The sequence below is a fragment of the Methylicorpusculum sp. genome (genome assembly GCF_030651835.1).
Classification (GTDB): domain Bacteria; phylum Pseudomonadota; class Gammaproteobacteria; order Methylococcales; family Methylomonadaceae; genus Methylicorpusculum.
This window is the reverse complement of sequence record NZ_JAUSBX010000018.1, coordinates 1-5,907: the sequence shown is the minus strand read 5'-3', so window position 1 is coordinate 5,907 and position 5,907 is coordinate 1. Positions and strand designations below refer to the sequence as shown.

The window sequence follows — 5,907 nt, the reverse complement described above, 5'->3', positions numbered from 1 at the left end:
TTACCAAGCGGGTAATCAATTCCGCAAGCTCTTCTGTAAACATGACGGACGGGGCAATGGTTTCTTTCATCTTTGTCGGCCTGAGGTATTTCGCAAAATTACCATTATGACGGGATTTTTATGCCTGCGGTATCCCTAAGGTGTTGGGTTATTCTGCATAAAGGTACGTAACGCACCATAGGATTTCAAATTCTCATTTCCAGTAGCCGTTAAGGGACAGTTATCGTGTGCTGGGGGTCAGGGAGCGGCAAATACCCTTAAGTTTCTGTCTTTGAATCACTCAATGGCTTTTAATAACTGCTATGCACAAACGTCCATTTGAGCAACTAATATCAGCATTTGAACCAGCCATTTTAATGCCACCTGATGCCACTTTAATTTTATTGTACCTATGATTTTTCAGACGAAAGCTGCCGATTCCTGTTGGCTACAGCCCCCAAAAATACCGCTTAATTAAAGATAAAATTTGATGACCGTAAAATCATCGCAAAATATGGCTATGAAAGGGTTTGCAACAAATCCTATGGTGCGTTACGTACCTTTATGCAGAATAACCCCACTGGCCAGAACCGAAAGAAACGCTAAGACTAAACCGGGGCTTTGGTGGGCGGGGGAGGCGGCTGGTATCTAATGTCAGTGCGAAGCACGCGACACTGGGATTGCGAAGCGCAGGGATAGCAAGCGTGGGGCTGGATCAAGATAGTTGACGCCAGACACAAAAGAAGAGTTTGGGGTATCGTAAGGAATTCCGGACCGTACATCTTCACCTCGCTGGTCGACTTAATATAGTGTTATCGACTTCTGATATTTGTGCAATTTTCTTCTGAAAATGACACTTTTGTTGATTAACACCCAAATCTCTATAGTCTCAGCCTTTGTCATCCTATGCTAATCAAGGCAAGAAGAACAATAGTTTTTCATTCCAACGTCAGCCAAGTAGGGTACGCATTGCGTACCTTTTTAAGCATTGCGAATGAATCAAACATCGAGAAGGTATGCGGTGCATACTCTACATGGCTCCGGCTTATGGTTGAAAAATTGCATCGTCAGCCACAACCCCATACATTGCTTTGATCCGCGGAAATTTAGCAATTGAGAGAGCCAAAATTTTCAGAGTTGCTTGGTCATTATGACTAACCTGCGTGAAAACATTTCGGCTGATATGAAAGTCTGAAAACCCATCAGGTGTATCATAATATTGAAACCCTTTATCTGCTTCACTTTGATGAAACACTTCTTGTAAGGCTTTTTGTCCCTTCTTAATCAAGCCAGAGGTATCATGTTCAGGTCCAGCATTCATAATGCTATATGACCATGATTCAACAACCTTTTCCCTTCCTACGTTATTCGCAATATCATGTGCCTGGGTGATGTGACCGTTTAGAAAGAGTATCTGATTGTTTTGTCCTACTAGTTTGGTTTTAGGCTGCCCGTTCACACCTGGCGATGGTGAAAAAAAATACACAGTTGGATTATTTTGAAGATCTCCCGTATATCCTATAATATTTTCCGACCTATAGAGTCTGTCCATGTATCCCATTCAGTTTCTCCTTATTCAGCAAACAAAATTAAGGTGTCAGATGGACAGGAATATAACGCCACTTTCCAACCACCTATCTTCTGACAAACCGTACCCGATACTGATTTTTTTGACAAGATTTTTATTGTGCCTTTAGTAGGGTGTTTAAGGTGCAGTGGAATGGGGGTTCTTTTGGTCAAAGAACCCTAAACTGGAGCTGTGCGAAGAAAGACGGGGCGGCACTGGCATGGATGCCTGTGCCGTGTAGCCAGGGATGGCTATGCCCGTGCATGTTTGGAAAAGGAGCCGCCTTTAGGCTGAATTTACATTTTCGGGGGTTGGGCAATAATAGCCTTCTTCATAAGGTCTGGTGATCAAACAAATGAGGTTTTTCTTGGCTAGAAAGTGCATACTTTTGGTTTATTCTCTGAGGAATTCAGCTCATGACGATGAATAGAATTCAGTTGCAAACAGGCTTGTCATTGCCCGTTAAGCCAAGGAAGAGACCTGTCTTGGTTTTTTTGTGCCTTCTGGTCTTTGTATCTGCAACAAATTATTGCCATGTAGCTCGCGCAGCCAAAGATGAATATGTCTACGAACATCAGGGTGAGGTCTATCGATATTCCATATTACAAACGGGTGAAAACTACTCTTTTTCATTTGATAAAAATCCAGGCGAAATAAGCGAAAAACTTAAAGCCGTTTATCATGTACTCCAGTCGGTTTATGACGATTCCAGTATAGAAACAAAACATAGTCAGGCCTATACCAAAGAAAGAGCTAAGTGCTTTGTTTTCGACAGCTCATTTTACACTTATACAGCGTGCTTTCTTCCCAATGAATTCTCTACAAATAATCGTGAACGCTTTTGGGGATATGTCACCCAAATACCTAATTGGAAATGGCTGGTGACCCGGAATCTGCTGCCTGCAGTCCTGGCATTTGGGTTGTACTTTTATATAGGTACTAAACGTAAAATCAGTTAAAAGTTGCTCTGGGGAAATACAAAACCAGATTGTGATTGGCTTTAACTAAATTTGAAACAGCACTAGCCGCTCGGTGGCCAAGCACGGGTTATTCTGCATAAAGGTACGTAACGCACCATAGGATTTCAAAATCTCATTTCCAGTAGCCGTTAAGGGACAGTTATCGTGTGTTGGGGGTCAGGGAGCGGCAAATACCCTTAAGTTTTTGTCTTTGAACACTCAATGGCTTTTAATAACTGCTATGCACAAACGGCCATTTGAGCAACTATTATCAGCATTTGCACCAGCCATTTTAATGCCACCTGATGCCACTTTAATTTTATTGTACCTATGATTTTTCAGACGAAAAGCTGCCGATTCCTGTTGGCTACAGCCCCCAAAAATACCGCTTAATTAAAGATAAAATTGGATGACCGTAAAATCATCGCAAAATATGGCTATGAAAGGGTTTGCAACAAATCCTATGGTACGTTACGTACCTTTATGCAGAATAACCAGGTTGAGGAATTGAAAATAATCGGCAAGATATGATGAACCGATGAGGCGTTGCACGCGAATCGATAAATAGCCAATTTATCCCAAATGGGGCGAATCAGGACATCGGCTATTTGGCTTCATCCAAAATACGATTCAAGTCCGAATAAAACGCAGCGTATGCGCGGATCGAATCTATCCGATCTATTGCTTCAGGGATCAGATTGTCAGGATCTTGGCCTCGATATTTTGATATAAAAAATTCAAGTTCATCAACATCACGACTTTTCATTGCACGCGAAAAATCAGACAAATACTCGCCTTTCTTTTCATTCGAAATTTTAGTTTCCGCCAATTGAATAAGGTTTGATTGGATCACGGCTTCAGCGACTTTGTCATGATCTAATTCAACGCGGGAACCGGCGCCCAGGCATAGGGTAAGCGCACAAGAGACAATATTTATCCCGATTGTTTCAGCGATCTCGACAGAAGAAAACTGACTGGTACACACCCAATACCAAAGCTTGTTGTGTATATAAGGCGTGCAGTTAGCGCCGTGAGTATTGAGTCCTTTATCAAAAACGGGCGCAATACTTCGAAAGCTGTGATTGATGAATAGGACTTCCTGGCTATCCGATTGCCTTGTAAGTCTTTTCTTAGACAGATCTCCCAGCACTCGCCAATGGCCAGATTGATTGTCCAGTAAAGCGTAATAGCCTTTGCCTACTGGCTCGCTGACAATGACAATGCCCGGCGCATAGGTCTGTAAAACCAAGTCTTGGTTACCTGTGTGCATACCGGAACAGCCGGTCACTAAGGCCATCAAAAGAACATAAATTGTTTTGGAAAACATGTGAATCACCAGGTTCATTTTAGTTATATCGGCAACGGTAGCACGTGTTTTCCTCGTTGCAAGCCCTTGATAATAGATTATTTGGATCGGATTAGTTTAGGGGTTGAGCGTTGACTGACGGTGGCTCTTCAGCATCGGGACGATCGGTTATAACCCGTCAGTGTCGAGAAAGCCCCGGGATCCTTTAATGAAAAAAACTACTAGTAGTTTGGTTTAGGGGAAGGGTGCTTCCTTGACGGATTTCATACGGAGTTTTTCCGATCGGTGTCCATACAATGCTTAGCCACTCTGGCAAATTGGCCGAAACACGAGTAAGAAAATTTAGGTAATCAAAATCGGCCAATTCATATCCTTCAACATGATGTCGACGATTATTAAAAAAGGCATCCTTGTCATACTCATTGACAATTTTTAGAAAAGCAATCGACTGCTCGATAGGATGTTTGTATTGCCAACCCCCATTTTGGACATGTACATCTCCTTCCCATTGCAAGGCATTGGCTGTAGGAATCGGTGCAATGATTTGGCATGACCAGTTTTCACAAAGCGGTCCGTCGACACGGAGCCATCTAGGGCGCAAAGTCCGCCTAAAAGCGTAGGTGTCATCATATTCCTCGGTTTTGAGTTGATATTCAGGCTGGAGTGCCAGGGTAATGGCTTTTTCGATAGTCGAACCAAGCTTGATTTTGGCTTCCTGTTCACTGTTGGCCATAGTTATCGGCATGGAGCCAAGGAGGAAGTTGCCATTAATGGGTTTGTTCGTACCACCGGACCCGAGAAGGAATGAGGCTGCGGCTATTCCAACCCCAGCGCCATGGGGGATAGCCCCTGGTATTGGGCGACTTGAAGCGGATAAGGCTAAGTCAATGGCTTTGGAGGTTCGAGCGCCGGACGATGCTGTTACCGAATCGTCCGGCAATTTGACATACAAATTGTAAGGATTCTTTGCGTAAGGCTTGTAGACTGAGCAGCCTGAAATTACTGCAATTCCAGTCAATACAAGCAGAAACCTGAAAAGATTTCTGATGTGGCTTGGAACTCGGAGATTGGCAGTATATTTTAAAAAATCACTCGCTAATAACATACGCTTAACTATTAAGATTTATGAATAATAAAAAGGGCGTGTGGTTGGGAATTCGGTGAGGGCGATACGACAAATAACCAGTGAACTGATTCAGGTCGGATTAGTTGTCCAAATAAAGCAGTTCATTCCTTGATGTCGCATTGAACGCGCGCAGCATCCACGCGGTCTCTCAATTCCTTGCCGGGTTTGAAATGAATAACTACTTTAGCCGGTAAATTAATCCTTTCACCCGTTTTAGGGTTTCGGGCAAGTCGGGCCGTCCGATGATGCAGTTCAAAACTACCAAACCCCCTGATTTCGATGCGTTGGTCCCGGACTAATGCATCTACCATCTGTCCAAGTATGCAATTGATGGCCAAATCTACATTTTTTATCGAAAGTTCAGGTAATTTCTCATTGAGCGCATTTACCAGTTCTGACTTAATCACTGTTTAACTCCCTTGGTAATAACCTGCTGATTTTATCAGTTTACAGAACCGTCGTTTGCAGTAAATTGGTCTTTCTTGGCGTGATTTACTGGCAGGCGAAACTGGATCTTACCTCGCCGGGTTAATGTTTCGAGGAACCGTTTTCCCTCTGGAAATAGGGTCGTCTAATAAGGAAGGCCGGGACATTGAGCAGTTGATCAAACAATCGAAGAAGTTCTAAAGTTCACACGCAGTTTCAAACATAAACCGATGGATATAAATGCCTTGACACCGTTAAATACGGCTCTTGATATTACTTAAAAGCAGCCACCGGCACTAAGCAAATTTTTGTTTTCTGGTCGCCGGCATCCTACCCAAGCAGCCGATCACTCATGTGTTCATTATGTGTCCGATTATCATTTAGTATCCGCCATTCAAGACCGTATTCATGGTTATTTGTAAATTGCTCATGATAGGGAAAACTGAGCGACAATAAACACCATTCAACATTTGGTTAAATGAAATGACGCCTTTAACTATCGGCAAACTGGCCAAACAAACCGATGTCACCATCGAGACCATAC

At 43.0% G+C, this 5,907-nt stretch carries 5 protein-coding genes; 1 reads left to right on the top strand and 4 read right to left on the bottom strand.

What is annotated here, in order from left to right; genetic code table 11:
• Nucleotides 1-1,024 precede the first annotated feature (1,024 nt).
• Complete coding sequence (locus tag Q7V32_RS02285; RefSeq protein WP_304895373.1) at nucleotides 1,025-1,540, bottom strand: hypothetical protein; 516 nt, start codon at nucleotides 1,538-1,540, stop codon at nucleotides 1,025-1,027.
• 422 nt (nucleotides 1,541-1,962) lie between these two features.
• On the opposite strand from Q7V32_RS02285, the gene Q7V32_RS02280 reads away from it, so the two are divergent.
• Nucleotides 1,963-2,505, top strand: a complete 543-nt coding sequence (locus tag Q7V32_RS02280) for a hypothetical protein (protein WP_304895372.1) — start codon at nucleotides 1,963-1,965, stop codon at nucleotides 2,503-2,505.
• Nucleotides 2,506-3,109: 604 nt separating this feature from the next.
• On the opposite strand, the gene Q7V32_RS02275 is transcribed toward Q7V32_RS02280, so the two are convergent.
• The 3 genes from Q7V32_RS02275 to Q7V32_RS02265 all read right to left on the bottom strand — a co-directional run bounded on the left by Q7V32_RS02275 (nucleotide 3,110) and on the right by Q7V32_RS02265 (nucleotide 5,344).
• Nucleotides 3,110-3,832: a hypothetical protein gene (locus Q7V32_RS02275; protein ID WP_304895371.1), complete on the bottom strand. Its 723-nt coding sequence runs from the start codon at nucleotides 3,830-3,832 to the stop codon at nucleotides 3,110-3,112.
• 184 nt (nucleotides 3,833-4,016) lie between these two features.
• Nucleotides 4,017-4,916, bottom strand: coding sequence for a hypothetical protein (locus Q7V32_RS02270; protein WP_304895370.1), 900 nt, complete (start codon nucleotides 4,914-4,916; stop codon nucleotides 4,017-4,019).
• Nucleotides 4,917-5,038: 122 nt separating this feature from the next.
• Complete coding sequence (locus tag Q7V32_RS02265) at nucleotides 5,039-5,344, bottom strand: integration host factor subunit beta (protein ID WP_304895369.1); 306 nt, start codon at nucleotides 5,342-5,344, stop codon at nucleotides 5,039-5,041.
• Nucleotides 5,345-5,907: the final 563 nt, after the last annotated feature.